Genomic DNA, 21,552 nt, shown 5'->3' with positions numbered 1-21,552 from the left:
GGCGCGCCCGCGCGCGGGGCATGGCGCGCCACGGTCGATGCTACACCTCGGGATGGACTTCCGCCTCGGGCGAGCGCAGCGGCGTGGCGCTGGTGGGCTGCCTGCCGGCGGTGTCCTCGCGCGCGCGCGTCAGCGTGGTGGCGATGCCGCTGGCGATGATCAGCGCCATGCCCAGCCACGACAGCCAGTTGAGCTTGTCGCTCCAGACCAGCATGCCCCACAGGCTCGAGAACACGATGCCCGCGTATTGCAGGTTCGCCGTGAGCAGCGTGTTGCCGCGCTTGTAGGCGCGCGTCATGGCGGTCTGCCCCAGCGTGGCGAGGATGCCGATGCCCAGCAGCAGCGCCGCGCCGTGCCAGCTATGGGGGCGGACGCCGCCGATCAGCATCCAGCACAGGCCCACCACCATGCCCACCGCCGAGAAATAGAACACGATGCGGCCTTCCGGCTCGCCCAGCTGCCCGAGCTGGCGCACCTCCACGTAGGCCAGCGCGGTGAAGATGCCCGAGATCAGCCCGATCAGGCCGCCGGTAAGCTGGTCCTTGCCGACCGACGGCTGCAGCAGGCACAGCACGCCGGCGAACGACATCAGGATGGCGCCGATCAGCTTGCGGTCCGCGCCGGCCCCGCGCGTGCCGGCCAGCGCCGCGCCGGCGCCCAGGATCAGCGCGATCCACACCGGCGACATGTAGTTCAGCGTCATCGCGGTGGCCAGCGGCAGCAGCGTGATCGAGGTGAACCACAGCAGCAGCGCGGTCACGCCGAACAGGCTGCGCTTGATGTGCATGACCATGTGCGGCGTGCGCACCGAGACGCCCGAGCCCGCCAGCACCACCCACATGATGACCACGCTGACCGCGCTGCGGTAGAACACGATCTCGCCGGTGGTGTACAGCTCGGATGCCAGCTTGACGCCCACCCCCATCAGAGAAAAGGCGAAGGCGGCGAACAGCATCCAGAGCGATTGCATGGCGGGGCGACAGGGAAGGAATGGACAGCGCGCGGGCCCGGCCGGCCCCGGGGCGGGGCGGCCATGCCCGCGAAAGGCTTCGCGGCGGCGAATGGCCCGCGCGGCGCGGCGAGACGCCGGGCGCAGCCGGGCGCACACGGGAAGCGGAGATTGTAGCAGCGCGAGTGCGCTGCAACAAAGGCAAAACGGACCGCCTGAGCGGTCCGTTCCGTTGGTTTTGCGCATCAGGCCGCAGTCGCGGCCGTCGCGGCCGTCAGGTCCCCGGTCCGCAATTCACCCGGTGAAGGACATGGCGCGGCGATACCATTCGTGGAAATGCTGCATGCCGTCTTCCATCGGCGACTGGTAGGGGCCGGTTTCGCTGACGCCGCGCTTGAGCAGGGCGCGCCGGCCGGCATCCATGCGCTCGGCGATCTCGTCGTCCTCGATGCAGGTTTCCATGTAGGCGGCGCGCTCCGCCTCGACGAACTCGCGCTCGAACAGCACGATTTCCTCGGGGTAGTAGAACTCCACCACGTTGCGGGTCTTGTCCGGACCGAGCGGATGCAGCGTGGACACCACCAGCACGTTCGGATACCACTCCACCATGATGTTGGGGTAGTAGGTCAGCCAGACCGCGCCGTACTTGGGCAGCTGGCCGTTGTTGAAGCGCAGCACCGCGTCGTGCCATTTCTGGTACGTCGGGCTGCCGGGCCGCTTCAGGCCGGCGTGCAGGCCCACGGTCTGGACGCTGTGCCAGTCGCCGAACTCCCAGCTCAGGTCGTCGCACGAGACGAAGCTGCCCAGGCCGGGGTGGAACGGCACGACGTGGTAGTCCTCCAGATAGACCTCGATGAAGGTCTTCCAGTTGTAGTTGCACTCGTGGATCTCGACGTGGTCGAGCATGTAGCCGTCGAAGTTCAGGTCCTGGGCCACGCCCAGGCGCGCAAGGTCGGCGCGCACGTCGCGCTCGCCCTCGAACAGCAGCCCGTTCCAGTTCTGCAGCGGCGAGCGGTTCAGGTGCACGCACGGCTGCTTGTCGAAGTGCGGCGCGCCGAGCAGGTCGCCCTTCAGGTCGTAGGTCCAGCGGTGCAGCGGGCAGACGATGTTCTGCGCGTTGCCGCGGCCGTTAAGCATGATGGCCTGCCGGTGGCGGCAGACGTTGGACAGGAGCTCGATCCCGTCCGCGTTGCGCACCAGGATGCGGCCTTCTTCCTCGGCCGCGAGCGCCTGGTAGTCGCCCGTTTCGGGGACCATCAGTTCATGGCCGACGTAGCCCGGGCCCTTCTTGAACAGCAGTTCCAGTTCTTGTTGATGCAGCGCCTCGTCGAAGTAGACGTTGACGGGCAGTTGCGAATCAGCCGGCACCAGTTTCAGCGCGGTGCTGAGATTGGACATTATCCCCACTCCCTATGACAGGCGAAAGCAGTGAACAACCCAACCATCGAAAAGAAATCGATTTGGGAAAGACAGTCAGCGGCGCCCGGACCTGCTTCCCGGCCCCGGCGTGAGATGGCGCTGACGAACCGCGGATTGTACCCGAGCCAAAAAGTTAAGGGACTGATTATTTTGCCTTTTTAGCGAAAAAGTCGACCCGGGTCGTCATGGAGGTGCCGTTCCGGGCGCATTCGGAAAGACGACCCAAGCGCACAAGTCACTTTCCGGCAACGCTGCCGCGCGAGCGTGAGCATGGATGCGGCCAATCTCGCGCTTTGGCGTAAAATCCCAGCTTCCCCAGATTCATTGCCCGCAATGCCAAAGACTACGAGCTCCCCGGCCCAGCCCGGAACGGCCTCGGCCGACCAGCGGTCCGCCACCGCGACGCCAGCATCCTACGAGGCCGCCCTGGCCGAACTGGAGGCGCTGGTGGCCAGCATGGAAGGCGGCGCGCTGCCGCTGGAAGATTCGCTGGCGGCGTACAAGCGCGGCGCGGAACTGGTGAAGTACTGCCAGCAGACGCTGGAGCGCGTGGAACAGCAGGTCAAGGTGCTGGATGGCGACGTGCTCAAGAGCGCGCCCGCCGAAGCCGCCGCGGTGCCGGGAGAGCAGGAATGAGCGAATCCAGGCAGAATCCCGACGCGGGCGATTTCGCCGGCTGGATGCGCGCCCGTGGCGCCCGCACCGAGCAGGCCCTCGAAGCCGAGCTGCCGGCCGTCGATGCCGTGCCGGCCAGGCTGCACGACGCGATGCGGTATGCTGTGCTCGGCGGCGGCAAGCGCGTGCGGCCGCTGCTGGTGCATGCCGCCGGCGAAGTGGCCGGCGCGGCACCCGAGGCCTGCGATGCGGCGGCCTGCGCGGTGGAGATGATCCATGCGTACTCGCTGGTGCATGACGACATGCCGTGCATGGACGACGACGACCTGCGCCGCGGCCGTCCCACCGTGCACAAGGCTTATGATGAGGCGACGGCGCTGCTGGTGGGCGACGCGCTGCAGACCCAGGCGTTCATGGTGCTGGCCGAATCGGCCTCGCTGGCCTCGCTCGATGCCGCCGCGCGCATGCGCCTGGTGGCGGAGCTGGCCCGGGCCTCGGGCTCGGTCGGCATGGCCGGCGGGCAGGCCATCGACCTGCAGCACGTCGGCCTGGCCATGTCGCTCGACGAGCTCGAGGCGATGCACCGCATGAAGACCGGTGCCCTGCTGCGCGCCAGCGTGCGCATGGGCGCCTGCTGCGGCAGCGTGGACGAGGCCGGCCTGGCCGCGCTCGACCGCTATGCCGCGGCGGTCGGGCTGGCGTTCCAGGTGGTGGACGATATCCTCGACGTGACCGCGGATACCGCCACGCTGGGCAAGACCGCCGGCAAGGACGCCGCCAACGACAAGCCGACCTACGTCTCGCTGATGGGCCTCGAGCCCGCCCGCGAGCTGGCCGCGAAACTGCGCGCCTCGGCGCACGAGGCGCTGGCGGTGTTCGGCGCGCGCGCCAAACGCCTGGGCGAACTGGCCGATCTGATCGTGCTGCGCTCGAACTGAAATGATAAGTAGAAAACCGATAACCGGGCACAAGAATCCGGCCGCCGAACGGACATCATGACCTACGCACTGCTTAAAACCATAGACGACCCCGCCGCCCTTCGCAGGCTGGACCGGCGCCAGCTCCAGACGCTGGCCGACGAACTCCGCGCCTACGTGCTCGAATCCGTGTCCCAGACCGGCGGCCACCTGTCGTCCAACCTCGGCACGGTCGAGCTGACCATCGCCCTGCACTATGTGTTCGATACCCCGGAAGACCGCGTGGTATGGGACGTGGGCCACCAGAGCTACCCGCACAAGATCCTGACCGGGCGGCGCGACCGCATGCACTCGCTGCGCCAGTGGGGCGGCATCTCGGGCTTCCCGCGCCGCGCCGAAAGCGAATACGACACCTTCGGCACCGCGCACTCGTCCACCTCGATCTCGGCAGCGCTCGGCATGGCGCTGGGCGCGCGCACGCAGGGCGAGCAGCGCGTGTCGATCGCCGTGATCGGCGACGGCGCGATGACCGCGGGCATGGCCTTCGAGGCCATGAACAACGCCGGCGTCTACAAGGACCTGCCGCTGCTGGTGGTGCTCAACGACAACGACATGTCGATCTCGCCCCCGGTCGGCATGCTCAACCGCCACCTCGCGCGCCTGATGAGCGGCCAGTTCTACGCCTCGACCAAGAAGCACATCGAGCGCGTGCTGTCGGTGGCGCCGCCGGTGCTGGAATTCGCCAAGCGCTTCGAGGAACATGCCAAGGGCATGATGGTGCCGGCCACCATGTTCGAGGAGTTCGGCTTCAACTACATCGGCCCGATCGACGGGCACGACCTCGAATCGCTGGTGCCGACGCTGCAGAACATCCGCAAGCGCGCGCTCGAAGGCGGCGGCCCGCAGTTCCTGCACGTGGTCACCAAGAAGGGCCAGGGCTACAAGCTGGCCGAGGCCGACCCGATCCTGTACCACGGCCCGGGCAAGTTCAACCCGGCCGAAGGCATCCGCCCGTCGGCCAAGCCCGCGCGCAAGACCTACACCCAGGTCTTCGGCGACTGGCTGTGCGACATGGCCGCGGCCGACCCGCGCCTGGTGGGCGTGACGCCGGCCATGCGCGAAGGCTCGGGCATGGTGGAGTTCGAGAAGCGCTTCCCGGACCGCTACTACGACGTGGGCATCGCCGAGCAGCACGCGGTGACGTTCGCCGGCGGCCTGGCCTGCGAGGGCCTCAAGCCGGTGGTGGCGATCTATTCCACGTTCCTGCAGCGCGGCTACGACCAGCTGATCCACGACGTGGCGCTGCAGAACCTGCCGGTGGTGTTCGCGCTCGACCGCGCCGGCCTGGTCGGCGCCGACGGCGCCACCCACGCGGGCGCCTACGACATCGCCTTCCTGCGCTGCATCCCCAACATGATGGTGATGGCGCCGGCCGACGAGAACGAATGCCGCCAGTTGCTGACCACCGCGTTCCAGCAGGACTGCCCGACCGCCGTGCGCTATCCGCGCGGCGCCGGCGCCGGCGTGGCGACCGAGGCGGCGCTGACCGCGCTGCCGGTGGGCAAGGGCGAGATGCGCCGCGCCAGCGGCGCGCGCGCCGGCCAGCGCGTGGCCATCCTGGCGTTCGGCTCGATGCTGCACCCGGCGCTGGCCGCGGCCGAGGCGCTCGACGCCTCGGTGGCCAACATGCGCTTCATCAAGCCGCTCGACGTTGAGCTGGTCAAGAAGCTGGCGCACGAGCACGACTACCTGGTCACGGTCGAGGAAGGCAGCGTGATGGGCGGCGCCGGCAGCGCGGTGCTCGAGGCGCTGGCCGCCGCCGGCCTCGCCGTGCCGGTGCTGCAGCTCGGGCTGCCCGACCGCTTCATCGACCACGGCGACCCCGCCTTCCTGCTTTCGCAGTGCGGGCTCGACGCGCCGGGCATCGAGCAGTCGGTGCGCGAGCGCTTCAAGCTGGCCCAGGCCACGGTCGCCACGCGCGCGGCCTGACCTGCGCGCCACGCATGCCCGCCGCCGGCGGGCATGCGGTGTTCTCCGCGATGCCGCCCGCGCGGCCCGCCTTTCTCCCGCCTCCCGTCTTCCGGGCATCCCGCGCTTGGTGTGCGGGTATCGCCGCCCTCCCGGCAGCCCCGGGCGATTTCCCTTAAAATCCGAAGTTCTGTGTTCGCAGCTGCGGGAGGCATCGGTTGCCGTCGCCCGCGGTTTCACACTCGTTGCGCGGCAGTGTTGTCTGCGAAAAATGCCGCGACCGTAGAGGAAACCTAGGAATCCGGTATGAATGACATCAATCCCGCCTTCGTGATGCCCGACGTGCAGTCGAGCCTCGACACCCGCCAGATCCCCATCCAGCGGGTCGGCGTGAAGGGCGTGCGCTATCCGCTGTCGCTGAAGACGCCGGCCGGCGTGCAGGCCACCGTGGGCACCTTCAACCTCGACGTGCACCTGCCGGCGGACCAGAAGGGCACGCACATGTCGCGCTTCGTGGCGCTGCTCGAGGAAGAGCGCGAGCCGCTCGAGCTCGCCGGTTTCCGCCGCCTGCTCGACAAGATGCTGCTCAAGCTCGAAGCCGAGGCCGGCCGCATCGAAGTCACCTTCCCGTATTTCATCAACAAGGTCGCGCCGGTGTCGGGCGTGCAGTCGCTGATGGACTACGAGGTCACGCTGGTCGGCGAAGTGCGCGGCGGCGCGGCCAAGGTGTTTCTCAAGGCGCTGGTGCCCGTCACCAGCCTGTGCCCGTGCTCGAAGAAGATCTCGCAGTACGGCGCGCACAACCAGCGCTCGCACATCACCATGAACGTCGAGCTGGCGGGCGACCTGCCGGTGGAGGCGCTGGTGCGCATGGCCGAGGAAGAAGCCTCGTGCGAGCTGTGGGGCCTGCTCAAGCGACCGGACGAGAAGTTCGTCACCGAGCGCGCCTACGAAAACCCGAAGTTCGTCGAGGACCTGGTGCGCGACATCGCCATGCGCCTCAACGCGGACGAGCGCATCGTGGCCTACGTGCTCGAGGCGGAGAACTTCGAGTCCATCCACAATCACAGCGCCTACGCCGTGATCGAGCGCGACAAGCGCGTCGCCTGATCCGGGCTGCCGCCGCCGGCCTTGCGCCGGCGGCGCGCCCGGGTGCCCGCGGCTACGCCGGCAGGCGGATGTCCGACAGATCCCAGCGCGGCGTCACGCCGTAGCCGTAGTCGTGCCGCGCCAGTTCCGGCGCGGCCTGCAGGCGCATCGCGCCGGCGAAGGCGATCATCGCGCCGTTGTCGGTGCAGAACGCCAGGTCGGGGTAGTGCACCTCGATCTTCCTCTGCGCGGCGAGCTGGTCGAGCCGCTCGCGCAACTGCCGGTTGGCGCCCACGCCGCCGGCCACCACCAGCCTGCGGTGCCCGGTCTGCCTGAGCGCGGCCATCGACTTGGCGGCCAGCACGTCGACGATGGCGTCCACGAACGCGCGCGCGAGGTTGGCGCGGTCCTGCTCGCAGACGTTGCCCATCTTGCGGGTTTGCGTCAGCACCGCGGTCTTGAGGCCGGCGAACGAAAAATCCAGGTTGCCCGAATGCAGCATCGGCCGCGGCAGCGCGTAGGCGCCGGGCGTGCCGAACTCGGCCAGGCGCGAGACTTCCGGCCCGCCCGGATAGCTCAGGCCGAGCAGCTTGGCGGTCTTGTCGAACGCCTCGCCGGCGGCGTCGTCGAGGGTCTCGCCGAGCAGCGCGTAATCGCCGATGCCGCGCACTTCCATCAACTGCGTGTGGCCGCCGGAGACCAGCAGCGCGACGAATGGGAACGGCGGCGGATCGCGCGTGAGCAGCGGCGACAGCAGATGGCCTTCGAGGTGATGCACGCCGAGCATCGGCACGTTGAGGGCAAAGCCGAGCGCGTTGGCGACCGAGGCGCCGACCAGCAGCGCGCCGGCCAGGCCGGGGCCCTGCGTGAACGCGATCGCGTCGATGTCGGCGCGGGTGCGGCCGGCCTCGCCGAGGACCTGCCGCAGCAGCGGCAGCACGCGGCGGATATGGTCGCGCGAGGCGAGCTCGGGCACCACGCCGCCGTAGTCGCGGTGCATGGCGATCTGCGAATGGAGCGCGTGCGCGAGCAGGCCGGCCGTGGTGTCGTAGAGGGCCAGGCCGGTTTCGTCGCAGGAGGATTCGATGCCGAGGACAAGCATGGGAACAGGCAGCGCCGGCCCGGAAGCGGGCCGGCAAATCAATCGGTTGGCGCCGGCGCGCGGGCCGTCCGGCCGGCGCGCTGGCGCAAGGCCAGCAGGGTAGCACAGCGGCGCCGGCCCCGCCTTCCGCGGCCTTTCGCCACCTTTTCGCTACAATCGCCGCTTCTTCAGCAGGCAGGACGGACATGAGCAGCAGGCACACCACGGGAGCCGCGCCGGGCGGCGCGCGCGCCGCGCGCTTCGACGTGGCGGTGCTCGGCGCCGGCGCCGCGGGCATGATGTGCGCCGCGGTGGCGGGCCAGGGCGGCGCCAGCGTGGTGCTGGTCGACCATGCCACGCGGCTGGCGGAGAAGATCCGCATCTCCGGCGGCGGCCGCTGCAACTTCACCAACCTGCAGGCCGGGCCGGCCAACTACCTGTCCGCCAACCCGCACTTCTGCCGCTCGGCGCTGGCGCGCTACACGCCGCAGGACTTCCTCGGCCTGATGCGGCGCCACGAGATCGACTGGCACGAAAAGCACCGCGGCCAGCTGTTCTGCAACGACAGCGCCGAGCAGGTCATCGAGATGCTGCGCGCCGAGTGCGGCGCCGGCAACGTGGCCTGGCGCACCGGCTGCGGCGTGGAGGAAGTGCGCCGCGAAGGCGACGACTTCCTGCTGGCGACCACGCAGGGGCCGATCCGCGCCGGCGCGCTGGTGGTGGCCACCGGCGGCCTGTCGATCCCCAAGATCGGCGCCACCGACCTCGGCTACCGCATCGCCCGCCAGTTCGGCCTGGGCATGGTCGAGACGCGCCCCGCGCTGGTGCCGCTGACCTTCGACGGCCAGGGCTGGGCGCCGTTCGCGCCGCTGGCCGGGGTCTCGATGGAGGTCGACATCGCCGCCGGCAGCGGCAAGGCCGCCGGCGCCTTCCGCGAAGACCTGCTGTGGACCCATCGCGGGCTGTCCGGGCCCGCCGTATTGCAGATCTCCAGCTTCTGGCGCCCCGGCACGCCCATCGCCATCGACCTGTTCGACGGCGCCGACGCCAGCGACTGGCTGCTCGAGCACAAAGGCACCAGCCGCAGGCACCTGGCCAACCTGCTGGCCGAGCGCCTGCCGGCGCGGCTGGCCGATGCCTGGTGCGCGGCGGCGGGCCTGAACGGCGCCCAGCCGCTGCACGACATGCCCGACAAGGCCCTGCGCCGGCTCGGCGCGGCGCTCAACCGCTGGGAACTGGTGCCGTCCGGCACCGAGGGCTACCGCAAGGCCGAGGTCACGCTGGGCGGGGTGGACACGCGGGCGTTGTCGTCGGCCACCATGATGGCGCGCGCGGTGCCGAACCTCTATTTCATCGGCGAAGTGGTCGACGTGACCGGCTGGCTGGGCGGCTACAACTTCCAGTGGGCCTGGGCGTCCGGCGTGGCCGCGGGCCGCTCTGTGGCGGAAATGGCACGCGCGGCCGCGCCGGCGGCGCCATAGCTCCGATAGGGGGATTTCCTGCAATGCGGGCTTGACAAAAGCTGTGATAGACTTGGCGTTTTCGTAAAATCCTCGCAAGACCGCTCAACCGCTGCGTTCATCCGCGGCACTGCCACTGCTACTTATTTCAGCAATGACTACCATCCGCCTTAAAGACAATGAGCCGTTTGAAGTCGCCATGCGTCGTTTCAAGCGCACCATCGAAAAGAACGGCTTGATCACCGAGTTGCGGGCTCGCGAGTTCTACGAAAAGCCGACGGCCGAGCGCAAGCGCAAGAAGGCCGCTGCCGAGAAGCGCCACTACAAGCGCATCCGCAGCCAGATGCTGCCGAAGAAGCTGTACTGAACGCTGCTTCGTTCTTCGCATCAGAACCCGCTGTGGGCAAGGCTCCGGCGGGTTTTTGCATTGGCGCCCGCGCGGCGCCCCGCATCACTATTTCTGGAAGATAGCCATGTCCCTCAAAGCCCGTATCAGCGAAGACATGAAGGCCGCCATGCGCGCCCGCGAGTCCGAGCGCCTCGGCACCATCCGCCTGCTGCTGGCAGCCATCAAGCAGCGGGAAGTGGACGAGCGCATCGAGCTCGACGACGCCGCCGTGCAGGCCGTGATCGACAAGCTGATCAAGCAGCGCAAGGACTCCATCAGCCAGTTCCAGCAGGCCGGCCGCACCGACCTCGCCGACAAGGAAAGCGCGGAAGTGGAAGTGCTCAAGGTCTACATGCCGGCAGCCCTGTCCGACGCCGAAGTGGCGGCCGAGGTGCAGAAGGCCGTGGCCGAGAGCGGCGCGGCGGGCCCGCAGGACATGGGCAAGGTCATGGCCGTGCTCAAGCCCCGCCTGGCCGGGCGCGCCGACATGACCGCGGTGTCCGGCCTGGTCAAGGCCGCGCTGGCGCCGCGCTGAGCGTACGCCGGCGCCTGCCGGTGATTGCCGGTGACGGGTGGCATGGGTTTCGCGGGCGGCCTGTGCGCCGCCCGCCGGCATGAAAGTCTGTCTTGCGCTGCTTTCGCCGGACATCGCTCACCGGAACTGCCTGCAATCCGTTGCGTCTGCACTACAATGTATTGTTAGGGACCGGGAAAGCGCAGTTCCGGTCACGCCTTCCAACACGATCATATCGCCGCCGCCCGCCCCCGACGGGCGTTCCGGCACGAGGACGACAAGCCGGGTGATTCCGCAATCCTTCATTCAGGACCTGCTCAACCGTGTCGACATTGTCGATGTGGTGGGCAAATACGTGCAGTTGAAGAAGGGCGGCGCCAACTTCATGGGGCTGTGCCCCTTCCACAACGAGAAGTCACCGTCCTTCACCGTGTCGCCGACCAAGCAGTTCTACCACTGCTTCGGGTGCGGCGCGCATGGTTCCGCCATCGGCTTCCTGATGGAGTATTCCGGGCAGTCCTACCCCGACGCTGTGCGCGAGCTGGCGCAGTCGGTCGGCCTGTCGGTGCCCGAGGAGCGCGACCGCCTGCCGCCGGCCCAGCGCGCCGAGCAGCAGGCGCGCTCGCTGGCGCTGTCCGAGGCCATGACGCGCGCCACCGATTTCTACCGCAAGCAGCTGCGCGGCGCCCCGCAGGCGGTCCAGTACCTCAAGGGCCGCGGGCTGACCGGCGAGATCGCGGCGAATTTCGGGCTCGGCTACGCGCCCGACGACTGGCAGGGCCTGGAAGCCGTGTTCGGCAGCTACCGCGACGACGCCATCGCCGGCCCGCTGGTGGAAGCCGGCCTGCTGATCGAAAGCAGCGACAAGCGCGACGCCGACGGCAAGCCGCGCCGCTACGACCGCTTCCGCGACCGCATCATGTTCCCCATCCGCAGCACCAAGGGCCAGGTCATCGGCTTCGGCGGGCGGGTGATGGGGCAGGGCGAGCCCAAGTACCTGAATTCGCCCGAAACGCCGCTGTTCAGCAAGGGCACCGAGCTGTACGGCCTGTTCGAGGCCCGCCACGCGATCCGGGAAACCGGCTACGTTCTGGTGGTCGAAGGTTATATGGACGTGGTGGCGCTGGCCCAGCTCGGCTTTGCCAACGCGGTGGCCACGCTCGGCACCGCGTGCACGGCGGTGCACGTGCAGAAGCTGCTGCGCCAGACCGACGCCGTGGTGTTCTCGTTCGACGGCGACGCCGCCGGGCGCCGCGCCGCGCGGCGCGCGCTGGAAGCGTGCCTGCCCTATATCGCGGACAACAAGACCATCCGCTTCCTGTTCCTGCCCGCCGAGCACGACCCGGACAGCTACGTGCGCGAGCAGGGCACCGATGCCTTCGCCGCGCAGGTGCGCGATGCGATGCCGCTGTCGCGCTTCCTGCTGCAGGTGGTGGCCGAAGGCCAGGACCTGCGCCAGCCCGAAGGCCGCGCGCGTGCCCAGTACGAGGCCAAGCCGCTGCTGCAGGCCATGCCGGCCGGCGGGCTGCGGCTGCAGATCGTGCGCGAGCTGGCCGACGCCACCGGCACCACGCCGGCCGAGATCGAGGCGGTCTGCGGCCTGGCCAGCGACCCGGCGCGGGTGGGCCGCTTCGCCCAGCCGCGGCCGCGCGCCAAGCGCCAGGCGCCGACCGGGCTGGAACAGCGCGTGCTGCAGCTGCTGATGTGCTATCCGCAGTTGTCGGCCCGGCTCGACGCCGACAGCCGCGTGCTGCTGCTCGAGGACGAGCAGGCCGGCGCCGAGGTCCTGACGCACCTGGTGTCCGCCTGCGACGAACTGCGGGGCGAGGTGAACTTCGCCGCGTTCAGCGAGCACCTGGCGCAGTCGCCCCACGCCGAGGTCTACGCCAATGTGCGGGCCGCGGTACTGCGCGAGGAGATCGAGGAGGAGCCGGCGGGGCAGGAATTCGAGGCGGCCATCGCCAAGCTGCTGGCCGAGCCGCTGCGGCGCGAGCTCGACGGCCTGCAGGCGGCGGTGATCGCCGGCACGGCCGACGAGGCCGCCAAGAGCCGCATGCGCTGGCTGGTCAGCGAGATCAACCGCCGCCGGCAGCTGGGCTGAAGGCCGGCCCGGCGCGCGGCGCGAGGTGCGCCGCAGCGGGCATGGCGGTGGATTTGTGAAGCAGAGATGGAGGCTTGGCCCGGCGGTATTGAGCTTAAGCCTTGATTTTTCAGGTGAAAACCTCACCTGTTGGGAAGCCGGCTAGCTGCAACGTGCTACAATAGCCGGTTTGGATAGCGAAATCTTTCTCTCCAGTTCTGGTGAAAGTGAGCGTGCCAATGGCAAAGGCCAAAGCAACCGAAAAGGTTTCCACTAAAGCTCCCCAAGCGGGGAGCGGCAAGGCGTCCGTGAAATCAACGGCGGCTGCGAAGTCAGCCGCGTCAGTCAGGACGCCCGCCCAGCCTGTGCCAGCTAAGACCGCTCGGAGCGCCAAGGCGCCCGCAGCGAGCACTTCCTCCGGAACCCGTCTATCCGAAAATTTGAGGCCCTCGACTTCGGCACGCGAGAGCGGCAATAGCGCCAATGCAAGCGGCATGCACGCCGCATCTGTACCAGTGAAAGGCAAGAGTATCACCGTGGCGAAACAGCAGATTACCGAAGTCGAGAGCAAGCGAACGGCAGCGACCAGCGCCAAGACCGGAACGGCCAGGACGGCCGCCGCCGCGTCGGAGGCCAAGGCGCCCGCCACCACTTCCGCCCCCGTTGCATCCGAGCGTCCCGCCGCTCCGGCAGTCAAGCCGGAGCCGAAGAAGCGTGGCCGCAAGCCCAAGGCCGGCATGCAGCACGACGACAGCACCACAGACGACGTGACTGAAGAGCTTTACGAAGACGATATGCCCGCGGCAGCACCCGTTGCCACCGCGGCGCCCAAGACCGAAAAGCAGAAGGCCCGTGACCGCAAGGCCAAGGAAAAGGCCCTGCTCAAGGAATTCGCCTCGACCCAGCAGGGCACCGAGGAAGAACTGGAAGCGCGCCGCCAGAAGCTCAAGGCGCTGATCAAGCTGGGCAAGTCGCGTGGTTATCTGACCTACGCGGAAATCAACGATCACCTGCCGGACGACATGGTCGATTCGGAGACGATCGACACCCTGGTCGCCACGCTCAACGACATCGGCATCGCCGTCTACGAACAGGCGCCCGACGCGGAAACCCTGCTGCTCAACGACAACGCACCGTCGGCCACCAGCGAGGAAGAAGCCGAGGAAGAAGCCGAGGCCGCGCTCTCCACGGTGGACTCCGAGTTCGGCCGCACCACCGACCCCGTGCGCATGTACATGCGCGAAATGGGCACGGTGGAGCTGCTCACGCGCGAAGGCGAAATCGAGATCGCCAAGCGCATCGAAGCCGGCCTGAAGGACATGGTCATGGCGATCTCGGCTTGCCCGGTCACCATCTCCGAGATCCTGGCCCTGGCCGAGCGCGTCGCCAGCGACGAGATCAAGATCGACGAATTCGTCGACGGCCTGATCGACCCCAACGCCGAAGACGTGCCCGCCGCCGCCAGCGCGCCGGTCGCGGCGGCCGCGGCCGACGATGAGGACGTGGAATCGGACGACGACGAGGAATCCGACGAGGACGAGGACGACGACGCCGGCGGCCTGGCTGCCTCGGCCCGCCAGCTCGAAGAACTGAAGCAGGCCGCGCTGGAGAAATTCCGCGTGATCGCCGAGCAGTTCGACAAGATGCGCCGCTCGTTCGAGAAGGAAGGCTACAAGTCCAAGGCCTACGTCAAGGCCCAGGAAGCCATCCAGGCCGAGCTGATGAGCATCCGCTTCACCGCGCGCAACGTCGAGCGCCTGTGCGACACGCTGCGCGGCCAGGTGGACGAAGTGCGCAAGCTCGAGCGCTCCATCCTCAAGATCGTGGTCGACAAGTGCGGCATGCCGCGCGCGGACTTCGTCGCCCGCTTCCCGGGCAACGAGACCAACCTCGACTGGATCCAGACCATCATCGACGACGGCAAGGGCTACAGCACCATCGTCGAGCGCAACGTGCCGGCCGTGCACGAACTGCAGCAGAAGCTGATCGACCTGCAGGCGCGCGTGGTGCTGCCGCTCAAGGAACTGAAGGACGTCAACCGCAAGATGTCCGAAGGCGAGAAGCGCGCCCGCGAAGCCAAGCGTGAAATGACCGAGGCCAACCTGCGCCTCGTGATCTCGATCGCCAAGAAGTACACCAACCGCGGCCTGCAGTTCCTCGACCTGATCCAGGAAGGCAACATCGGCCTGATGAAGGCGGTGGACAAGTTCGAATACCGTCGCGGCTACAAGTTCTCCACGTACGCCACGTGGTGGATCCGCCAGGCCATCACCCGTTCGATCGCCGATCAGGCGCGCACCATCCGTATCCCGGTGCACATGATCGAGACGATCAACAAGATGAACCGCATCTCGCGCCAGATCCTGCAGGAAACCGGCAACGAGCCGGATCCGGCAACGCTGGCCGAGAAGATGGAGATGCCGGAAGACAAGATCCGCAAGATCATGAAGATCGCCAAGGAACCGATCTCCATGGAAACGCCGATCGGCGACGACGACGACTCCCACCTGGGCGACTTCATCGAAGACACCAACACGCTGGCCCCGGCCGAGGCGGCGCTGCACGGCTCCATGCGCGACGTCGTCAAGGACGTGCTGGACTCGCTCACGCCGCGCGAAGCCAAGGTGCTGCGCATGCGCTTCGGCATCGAAATGAGCACGGACCACACGCTGGAAGAAGTCGGCAAGCAGTTCGACGTCACCCGCGAACGGATCCGCCAGATCGAAGCCAAGGCACTGCGCAAGCTGCGCCACCCGAGCCGCTCCGACAAGCTCAAGAGTTTCCTCGAAGGTAGCTGACCGGAGCGCGCCCAGCGCGCCGGTCTGACTTTCCAGGGCCTCTAGCTCATGCCTGGTTAGAGCAGCGGACTCATAATCCGTTGGTGCCGTGTTCGACTCACGGGAGGCCCACCATTGAAGAAAAGGGGTTACGTCATTGCATTTGGCGTAACCCCTTTTTATTTCTTGGCTACGCAAATCCTGGCCGAGGTTCTAGCCGTCGCGATGTCGCGCCTCCCAGAACACCACGTGTCGCTGCAGCCAGCGTACCGTCTGGGCGCCGGCCAGTCCCGTCAGGGCGAGCAAGATCACGCCTGCAAACATGGTGGCCAGGCTCATGCTGACGGAAGACGAGGCGATCAGGTAGCCCAGCCCGCGCTGGGCCGAAAGGAATTCTCCGACCACCGCGCCGATCAATGCCAGCGAGACACCGATCTGCAGTCCGCCGAAGATGTCGCCGAGTGCCGCCGGCAACTTGACATGCCATAGCAGGAACAAGCGTGAAGCGCTGAACGCCCGGCACGCGTCGAGCAGTTCGGGGTCGGTGCGGCGGATGCCGTTGACCGTGTTGACGAACAAGGGGAAGAAGCAGACCAGCGCAACCAGCACCACCTTGGAGGCGGCGCCGAAGCCGAACCAGACCAGGATGATGGGTCCCAATGCCACCTTTGGCGTTGCCTGGAGGCCGATCAGCAGCGGATAGACGAAGCGTTCGAAGGTTGCCGATTCCGCCAGCAGCGCGCCCAGCAGCACGGCCATCACGCAGCCCGAAGCGTAGCCGGCCGCGGTGTTGGCGAGCGTGGCGCCGATGTGGGGCCACAGCGAGCCGCTGGCGAAGCCGGACGCCAGGGCCTGGAATACCGCCGCGGGCGGTGGCAGCAGGTAGTCGGGTATCCGCCACCAGCGCACCGCCTGATCCCAGGCCAGCAGCAGCAAGCCGAGGCTGATGGCCGGATAGGCGAGGGCGGGCAGGCGTGGCAGGCTAGACGGGCGAGGCATTGAAATGTCTCCGCAAATGCTGGGTGAGTGCCACGAATTCGGGCGTATCGAAGGTGTCGAGCGTGCGCGGCCTGGGCAGGTCGATCGCAAGCGACTCGACGATGCGGCCCGGCCGGGGCGACATCACCAGAACGCGGTCGGCCAGGAACACGGCCTCCGGGATGCTGTGCGTGATGAAGAGGACCGACTTGCGCTGCACGCTCCATATCTTCTGCAATTCGAAGGTCAGCGTCTCGCGCGAGAGCGCGTCGAGCGCGGCGAAGGGCTCGTCCATCAGCAGCAGGGCGGAATCGGGCAGCAGCATGCGCGCAATGCCCACGCGTTGCTGCATGCCGCCCGACAACTCGAAGGGGAAGCCATCGGCGAACGCCGTCAGGCCGACGCGCTCGAGCAGTTCGTTGGCGCGGGCGCGGCTCGCCCGGGGGTCCAGGCCGAGCGTGCTGGCTGGCAACAGCACGTTGTCGCGCACGCTCTTCCATGGCAGCAGGTGCGGTTTCTGGAAAACGACGCCGGTCCCGCGGCTCGGTCCCTTGACCGGATGGCCGGCCAGTCCGATGGTGCCTCTTGTCGGCGCCAGCAGCCCCGTGGCGAGACGCAGCAACGTGGACTTGCCGCAACCGGACGGGCCGAGCAGCGCGACGAATTCTCCGTGAGCGATGGTGAGATCGATGTCGGCCAGCGCCTCGGTATGGCCGCGCCGGGTCGGGTATGTCACGCCGACGCCGGAAAATTCCAGCGCGGGCGCACTCGTCGGGGATACCGTCATGGCTGTGCCGTGGCGCTTGCCGCCTGCGCCAGGAAGGCGCGCACGCGGGTCCACGATCGCGCGCTGGCTAGTGCGTTGGCTGCCGCCGTCCCGCCGCCGTCCAGTACCAGCCCGGCTACCGGGTGTGGCTTGGCGATCAGCGTGGCGGGCAACTGCGGCAGGCCGATGGCATGTCCCGCGGCGTCGCCCACGACGTGTTCCACCGGCCAGCCATGCCCGTGCTCGCGTAGCTGCCGCGCGATCTGCTCGCAGTAGAGCGTCGATGGCCAGAAGCCGTCGTCAGTGCCCGAAATCAGCAATACCGGCCCGCGGATGCGTTCCACCGGGATCCGCGCCGCCGCGGCGTGGGCCGGGTCGCGCAGCACGCTGAGGAAGGCGGCCGCCTGGCGCACGGCCTGGCCGGGCGCGGGTGCCGCGTTGAATGCGGTCCAGTCGGCTTGCGGGTTGCCGCGCCAGATGTTGGGCAGCGCCTCGCCGCGCCAGGTCCAGGCGGTGTCGTCGGGCGGCTGGCCGGGGCGGCCGGCGCGCAGCGTGCCATGGACCACCGCGCTCGGCACGTAGGCGACGACCGCCGAAACCAGTTCGGGAAACCGCGAAGCCAGCAGCAGCGCCAGTTCTCCCCCGCGCGAGACACCCGATACCGCGATGAATCCGTTTGCCGGCCGCAGGTGGTCGCGCACCCAGCGCAGTGCCGCTTCGAAATACTCCAGCGGCGTATCCGAGATGTGGTCCGGCCTGCGCGGAGCCTTGAAATAACCGAGTGCCAGCGCGGCATAACCATGCGCGGCATACAGCGCGGCGCGCTGCTCGTGCATGCCGCCACCGGAACCGGCCAGCACCACCACGGCGGGATGCGGACCCGCGCCGGAGGGAAGGAACAGCGTCCCGCTCAATCCATCCTCGGCCACGGCCCGGCGGGTCACGCCGGGCGCGACGAAGCGCAGCAGGTACTCGGCCCGGGCGACGGTTCCGTCGGCGGCGCTCGCAGACACGGCGACCCGAAGCGGCGCGGTATCCTCGCCGAGTTCCGGCCGCGCGGGCAGCCGCGTGCGGCGCATGGCCCAGACCGGGGCGGCGGGATCGGCTTCCTGCCAGTCGCCGGCGATCGGGGCGGTGTCCGCCACGGAAACGGTCCCCCGCGCGTCGGCCACGAAGGTGGCGCGGCTTTGCCAGAGACTGCCGTCAGCGGGGGCGAGCGAGGCCTGCACCACAACCTCGGCCGCGGGCGCGAAGCCGTATGCCACGATGCGGCGCGGCTGGTCCACCAGGCCATCGGCCGGGGTGATCTCGATGCGGGCGGCGGCGCTCATTGTGCCGCCTTTGCCCGGCGAATGAGCGCGGCATGGTCGAAATCGGAGAAGGCGGGCACAAACTCGTTGGAGAATATTTTCTGCAGGGGCACGTCCGCGCTCGGGTACTCGCCGGCCTTCGCCATTGCCTCGATGCCCCGCTGAATGGCGGCCACGTCGTACTGTCCCGGCACGCGCGCGGTGCCGGCCGGTGTATGCAGGACGCGCTGCAGCCGGCGGCTCAGCAGTTCGGCCGCCTCACGCAGGTTCCTGGCTTCGTCGCCTGCCGGCTTCGCCTCCGGGTTCTGCTTCCAAAACGCCTTCACGCAGAACACCGGATTGGCCTCGCATGCGTACTGTGCCTGCGTGTAGGCGCGGCCAAAGCGTCTCACCAGGTCGGGCTGGTCGCGCAGGGTGTCCACGTGCGCGATGAACCCGTTGCCCGCGGCCTCCTGGAACACCGCCGGATAGGCAAGGCGGCGGATCCTGGTGCCGGAGAGCTCCAGCAGGTCATCCCAGCTGCTGTTGAAGTTCAGCGCGTCGATCTGGTGCGAGCGCAGGGCCTGGAACCCCGCGCCGAGCGCGCCGACCGCGACGTATTCCACGTTCTTGCCCGGCTCCAGCCCGGCCACCCGCAGCGCCGCGCGTCCGCCGGGGATGGTGCCCCAGGTCAGCGCGCCGACGCCGATCTTCTTGTCCTTCAGGTCGGCCAGCGTGCGGATGGGCGAATCCGCGAGCACGGCAAATTCCATCGTGTTGGCCGGTACGCCGTTGTAGAAATAGCGCAGCGGCAGCGGGTCCTTGCCGGAGAAGTAGCTTGCGATCACGGGCTCCGACGTGGGGTAGCCGAAGGTCACGCGCTTGCCCGCCACCTGGGGCAGCAGGGCGCCGGCGCCCTGGAACACGATGGTCTTGACGCTGAGGTTGGCGTCCTTGAACAAGCCGAGTGCCTCGGCCGCGGCGTACGGCGCGCCGTCGTGCACGGCCGGCGGTATGGCCAGCGCGACCGTGACTTCGTCCAGAGCGTGGCTGGGCGTGGCGGCCAGCAGCAGGCCGGCGAAGATGGCCGCGGCGGTGGCTGCGAATGCTGTCGGAGTGTGCATCGATTGATTCCTCGTGTAGTGGTCGGCGCGCCGCTTCTCCGTGGATGGCGCGGCGGCGCGGTATCAGTCCTTGCCAAGGCGGCGTAGCGCCTCGTCCGTCAGGACCCGGCGATCGATCTTCTGGGTTGCCGCCAGCGGCAGCGAGTCGATGAACCAGATGCGGCGCGGGTGCTGGTACGCCGCCAGGTTGGCAAGCGCGAACGCCCGGAGCTCCTGCTCCGAGGGAGCGGGAACGCCGGCGCGCGCAACCACGAAGGCGACCGGCTTGGTGCCCTTGACGTCGTCGGGCACCGGCACCACGCTGGCCTGGTGGACGGCAGCATGGCGTTCCAGCACCTTCTCGATCTCGCCGGGATAGAGGTTCTCCCCGCCGCTGACGAACATGTCGTCCCGGCGGCCGACGAAGGTATGGAAGCCGTCGGCGTCGCGCTGGAAGATGTCTCCCGTCACGTAGTAGCCATCGTCTGTGAACGGGGCAAGCCCGGGGCGCCGGTGATAGCCGAGCATCAAGCCGGGGCTGCGGATCTGGAGTACGCCCTCGTCGGCCTCGCGGCCTTGCTCGTCGACCAGCCGCAGGCGCACGGCCGGGTGGGCATGGCCCACGGCCAGCGGCGGCGTCGGCAGTCCGGCCGGATGCGGGCCGAATACCACCGGGCCGCCTTCGGTGGTGCCATAGGCATTGAGCACGCGGGCATTGGGCAGCAGGTCGCGGATCTGCTCCAGCAGGCTGGCGCTGACCGGCGCGGAGCCCATGCGCACCACGCGCACCGAACCCAGGTCGGTCGAGGCCAGCGCCTGCTGCTCGCGCAGCATCATGGCGATCATCGGCGGCACGGCGGTCAGCCACGTGCAGCGGTAACGGCCAATGGCCGCTACGTAGGCGCGCGCGTCGAACTGCGGCAACAGCACCGCGGGCGCATGGCTGGCCAGCGTGAGCAGGATCAGGGCCAGCGCGTTCATGTGATAGAGCGGCGCCGCGATCAGCACGCGCTCGCGCTCCAGCGGCGTGGCCTGTTGCCGCGTGCGCACCACCCAGAGATGGCTGGCATGGCTGAGCAGCACGCCCTTGGGCCGCCCCGTGGAACCCGAGGTATAGAGCAGGAAGGCAACGTCCCGCGCTTCCGGTTCGACCGCCGTGAACGGCCCGGGATTCGGCAGCGCCGCGAAGTCCGGCGTGCCGAACACGCACGCGGGCACGCCGGCCGGCACGCGGGCGCTGCGCTCGGCATCGCACAGGATCAGCCGGGCGCCGCTATCCGCCAGGATGTAGCCGATCAGGTCCTGCGGGAGCTTGAAGTTGACCGGCACGGCCACCAGCCCGGCGCGCAGGATGCCGAGCAGGCAGACCACATAGTCCACCGAGTTCACGCCGAGCAGCGCGATGCGTTCGCCCGGGGCATAGCCTCGGGCGAGCAGGCCTCGCGCCAGCGCATCGGCGCGGTCGTCGATCTCGCCGAAGCTGTGCAGTGTGTCCTGCTGGCCAGCATTCACGCCGATCAAGGCAATGCTGTCACGGTCGGCCTGGCGGGCAATGACCCGGCCCAGGTTCCGGCTTTCACTATCGCTCATTGCGGTGCCTCCAGGGCGGACGCGCATTGCGCCGATGCGTTTGCGCGAGGGATGTCCATTGGCGCCGCCATCAGGCATCGCCGGTACGTGCCGCGGGTGCGGGCGTGGCATAGACGCCCCGGCCGCTGGCAACCAGTTCGCCGTTGGTGTCGAAGACGCTGGCTTCCGCCACGCAGACCTGCCGGCCGTTCTTGATGACTTTCCCTACCACCTTGAGGTCGCCGCGTGCGGCACGGTGGTAGTCCACGCGCAAGTCGATGGTGGGCACGCCCTTGCCGGTATGCGATACCAGGGCCCAGTCGGCAGCCAGGTCCACCAGCGCGGCAAGAATGCCGCCGTGGATGTAGCCCAGATCGGGATTGACCACCCACTCGTCGCGGAACTTTGCGCTCAGCGTGATTTCGCCGTGGCCGACGGAGAGGACCTGCAGGCCCAGCCATTGATGATAGGGGCCGCGCAGCAGCTTGGCCTGGATGGCTTCGGCGCTGGGCAGCGCCGGGGAAACGGTGTCGTTCATGATGATTTTCTTGGCATTCAGGAGGGCAGGCGCATCGCCTTGACGGCGCGTT

General features: G+C 68.5%; 19 protein-coding genes and 1 tRNA gene. 10 read left to right on the top strand and 10 right to left on the bottom strand.

The window, feature by feature from the left end:
* Positions 1-40: 40 nt before the first annotated feature.
* Both K206_RS0102810 and K206_RS0102805 read right to left on the bottom strand, forming a co-directional pair.
* Positions 41-970: a DMT family transporter gene (locus K206_RS0102810; RefSeq protein WP_029043166.1), complete on the bottom strand. Its 930-nt coding sequence runs from the start codon at positions 968-970 to the stop codon at positions 41-43.
* 273 nt (positions 971-1,243) lie between these two features.
* Complete coding sequence (locus tag K206_RS0102805) at positions 1,244-2,347, bottom strand: aromatic ring-hydroxylating dioxygenase subunit alpha (protein ID WP_020200886.1); 1,104 nt, start codon at positions 2,345-2,347, stop codon at positions 1,244-1,246.
* 354 nt (positions 2,348-2,701) lie between these two features.
* On the opposite strand from K206_RS0102805, the gene K206_RS0102800 reads away from it, so the two are divergent.
* From K206_RS0102800 to folE2, 4 genes are all read left to right on the top strand, one after another.
* A complete protein-coding gene (locus K206_RS0102800; protein WP_020423639.1) occupies positions 2,702-3,004 on the top strand; it encodes an exodeoxyribonuclease VII small subunit in 303 nt (100 codons plus the stop codon).
* On the top strand, positions 3,001-3,921 hold the full coding sequence (locus tag K206_RS0102795; RefSeq protein ID WP_020200884.1) for a polyprenyl synthetase family protein: 921 nt from the start codon (positions 3,001-3,003) through the stop codon (positions 3,919-3,921). The genes K206_RS0102800 and K206_RS0102795 overlap by 4 nt, the downstream gene beginning before the upstream one ends.
* A 57-nt stretch (positions 3,922-3,978) precedes the next feature.
* Entirely contained in the window at positions 3,979-5,889 is a 1,911-nt protein-coding gene (dxs, locus tag K206_RS0102790) for a 1-deoxy-D-xylulose-5-phosphate synthase (protein WP_020200883.1), read from the top strand.
* A 285-nt stretch (positions 5,890-6,174) separates the two neighbouring features.
* Complete coding sequence (gene folE2 / locus K206_RS0102785) at positions 6,175-6,978, top strand: GTP cyclohydrolase FolE2 (RefSeq protein ID WP_020200882.1); 804 nt, start codon at positions 6,175-6,177, stop codon at positions 6,976-6,978.
* Positions 6,979-7,030: 52 nt separating this feature from the next.
* On the opposite strand, the gene tsaD is transcribed toward folE2, so the two are convergent.
* Positions 7,031-8,059, bottom strand: coding sequence for a tRNA (adenosine(37)-N6)-threonylcarbamoyltransferase complex transferase subunit TsaD (gene tsaD / locus K206_RS0102780; RefSeq protein ID WP_020200881.1), 1,029 nt, complete (start codon positions 8,057-8,059; stop codon positions 7,031-7,033).
* A gap of 185 nt (positions 8,060-8,244) precedes the next feature.
* On the opposite strand from tsaD, the gene K206_RS0102775 reads away from it, so the two are divergent.
* The 4 genes from K206_RS0102775 (at position 8,245) to dnaG (ending at position 12,501) form a co-directional block, all read left to right on the top strand.
* On the top strand, positions 8,245-9,519 hold the full coding sequence (locus K206_RS0102775) for an NAD(P)/FAD-dependent oxidoreductase (protein ID WP_020200880.1): 1,275 nt from the start codon (positions 8,245-8,247) through the stop codon (positions 9,517-9,519).
* 133 nt (positions 9,520-9,652) lie between these two features.
* Complete coding sequence (gene rpsU / locus K206_RS0102770) at positions 9,653-9,865, top strand: 30S ribosomal protein S21 (RefSeq protein WP_017226050.1); 213 nt, start codon at positions 9,653-9,655, stop codon at positions 9,863-9,865.
* Between the two features lie 106 nt (positions 9,866-9,971).
* The gene (locus K206_RS0102765) at positions 9,972-10,421 is read left to right on the top strand and encodes a GatB/YqeY domain-containing protein (protein ID WP_020200878.1); all 450 of its coding nucleotides are present in this window, start codon (positions 9,972-9,974) and stop codon (positions 10,419-10,421) included.
* Positions 10,422-10,686: 265 nt separating this feature from the next.
* Positions 10,687-12,501, top strand: coding sequence for a DNA primase (gene dnaG, locus K206_RS0102760; protein ID WP_020200877.1), 1,815 nt, complete (start codon positions 10,687-10,689; stop codon positions 12,499-12,501).
* Positions 12,502-12,610: 109 nt separating this feature from the next.
* Here dnaG and K206_RS44210 read toward each other — a convergent pair whose 3' ends face one another.
* Entirely contained in the window at positions 12,611-12,976 is a 366-nt protein-coding gene (locus K206_RS44210; protein WP_029043164.1) for a hypothetical protein, read from the bottom strand.
* On the opposite strand from K206_RS44210, the gene rpoD reads away from it, so the two are divergent.
* Positions 12,975-15,278, top strand: a complete 2,304-nt coding sequence (rpoD, locus tag K206_RS0102750) for an RNA polymerase sigma factor RpoD (RefSeq protein WP_231401529.1) — start codon at positions 12,975-12,977, stop codon at positions 15,276-15,278. The two genes, K206_RS44210 and rpoD, sit on opposite strands and share 2 nt — an antisense overlap.
* Before the next feature lie 35 nt (positions 15,279-15,313).
* Positions 15,314-15,392 (top strand) — tRNA-Ile (locus K206_RS0102745).
* 78 nt (positions 15,393-15,470) lie between these two features.
* Here K206_RS0102745 and K206_RS0102740 read toward each other — a convergent pair.
* From K206_RS0102740 to K206_RS0102715, 6 genes are all read right to left on the bottom strand, one after another.
* The gene (locus tag K206_RS0102740) at positions 15,471-16,256 is read right to left on the bottom strand and encodes an ABC transporter permease (protein WP_020423638.1); all 786 of its coding nucleotides are present in this window, start codon (positions 16,254-16,256) and stop codon (positions 15,471-15,473) included.
* On the bottom strand, positions 16,240-17,022 hold the full coding sequence (locus K206_RS0102735) for an ABC transporter ATP-binding protein (RefSeq protein ID WP_020200873.1): 783 nt from the start codon (positions 17,020-17,022) through the stop codon (positions 16,240-16,242). The genes K206_RS0102740 and K206_RS0102735 overlap by 17 nt, the downstream gene beginning before the upstream one ends.
* The gene (locus K206_RS0102730; protein ID WP_020200872.1) at positions 17,019-18,332 is read right to left on the bottom strand and encodes an acyl-CoA thioester hydrolase/BAAT C-terminal domain-containing protein; all 1,314 of its coding nucleotides are present in this window, start codon (positions 18,330-18,332) and stop codon (positions 17,019-17,021) included. Before K206_RS0102730 ends, K206_RS0102735 begins: the two co-directional genes overlap by 4 nt.
* Positions 18,329-19,414: an ABC transporter substrate-binding protein gene (locus K206_RS0102725; protein ID WP_020200871.1), complete on the bottom strand. Its 1,086-nt coding sequence runs from the start codon at positions 19,412-19,414 to the stop codon at positions 18,329-18,331. The genes K206_RS0102730 and K206_RS0102725 overlap by 4 nt, the downstream gene beginning before the upstream one ends.
* A 63-nt stretch (positions 19,415-19,477) precedes the next feature.
* On the bottom strand, positions 19,478-20,983 hold the full coding sequence (locus tag K206_RS0102720) for a class I adenylate-forming enzyme family protein (protein ID WP_020200870.1): 1,506 nt from the start codon (positions 20,981-20,983) through the stop codon (positions 19,478-19,480).
* Between the two features lie 70 nt (positions 20,984-21,053).
* The gene (locus K206_RS0102715) at positions 21,054-21,500 is read right to left on the bottom strand and encodes a PaaI family thioesterase (protein WP_020200869.1); all 447 of its coding nucleotides are present in this window, start codon (positions 21,498-21,500) and stop codon (positions 21,054-21,056) included.
* Between the last annotated feature and the right edge of the window lie 52 nt (positions 21,501-21,552).

It is taken from the genome of Cupriavidus sp. WS (genome assembly GCF_000395345.1).
Taxonomy (GTDB): domain Bacteria; phylum Pseudomonadota; class Gammaproteobacteria; order Burkholderiales; family Burkholderiaceae; genus Cupriavidus; species Cupriavidus basilensis_B.
This window is presented reverse-complemented; position numbering and strand designations above follow the sequence as displayed.